Source organism: Psychrobacter sp. T6-1, from assembly GCF_052258445.1.
On record NZ_JBQQFC010000631.1, the window covers coordinates 1 to 826 of the forward strand.

Below are 826 nucleotides of genomic sequence, written 5' to 3' on the forward strand. Positions count from 1 at the left end.
GTTGGCACAGCGACAGCTGCTGTCCTACAAAGTGATGAGCGCCCTATCAACTATCAAGTGCTACAACCTATGGTTGCCAACAACGAAGGCATGCTCGCTATGTCTGAGATTGAGTCTCTACAAAAAGGTGATAAATTGCTTGTATGGCGCGGTTTAGGTGGTCGGCGGTTATTGGTTGATACGTTACAGGCGCGCGGTGTCCATATCGATAGTATTGCCTGGTATGAGCGCGTGATGCCTATTGATGCGCAGCAAAGTTATCAGCGCTGGCGTGAGCAGACGACTTTTACTACCTCAAAACCCATTGTCCTTATTAGTAGTGGTAGCGCTTTTGAGCACTGGACAAGTATCGTCACTCAAGGGCGCGCTGCACCTTGTAAATCTTTGGTAACAAAAAAATTTGGGCTAAATGATTTTACTTACATAGTATTAGGCGAGCGCCTAGCTAATATGTTAGATGATGCAAAGCTTGAATACTGGCGCGTAGAGGACTTAGCGCCTGAGACTATATTATCCACTATCAAATCTAACCTTTGTGCCTTTAAAGATGCTTGATACTAAAATGCTTAACATAATCACGGTACTCTATGTCAATCCCTCCTAAGCCGTCCTCCTCAGCCCCATCAGCAGATCAGCAGCGCCGGCAAGCCAATATGCTGCTGATACGCTTGCAATGGTTGGTGATTTTGCTACTCACTATCGCTTTAGTGTGGCTTTATATTGATCAGCAGCGTTTTGAGAATCAGATCAAAGAGCGTTTGCAAAGTAACGAGCACGTGGTCAGCCGTTTAAATGAGATGGATGACCGCCTGTTTGCAGTTAGCCA

At 45.8% G+C, this 826-nt stretch carries 1 protein-coding gene and 1 pseudogene; both read left to right on the forward strand.

Annotated features, from left to right (window positions below):
* Positions 1–555 (forward strand): uroporphyrinogen-III synthase (locus ACTXGO_RS15045; RefSeq protein WP_443575088.1); only part of this gene is annotated, 555 nt, incomplete at its 5' end.
* Positions 556–587: 32 nt separating this feature from the next.
* Positions 588–826, forward strand: a pseudogene (locus tag ACTXGO_RS15050) (hypothetical protein); the annotation flags it as partial.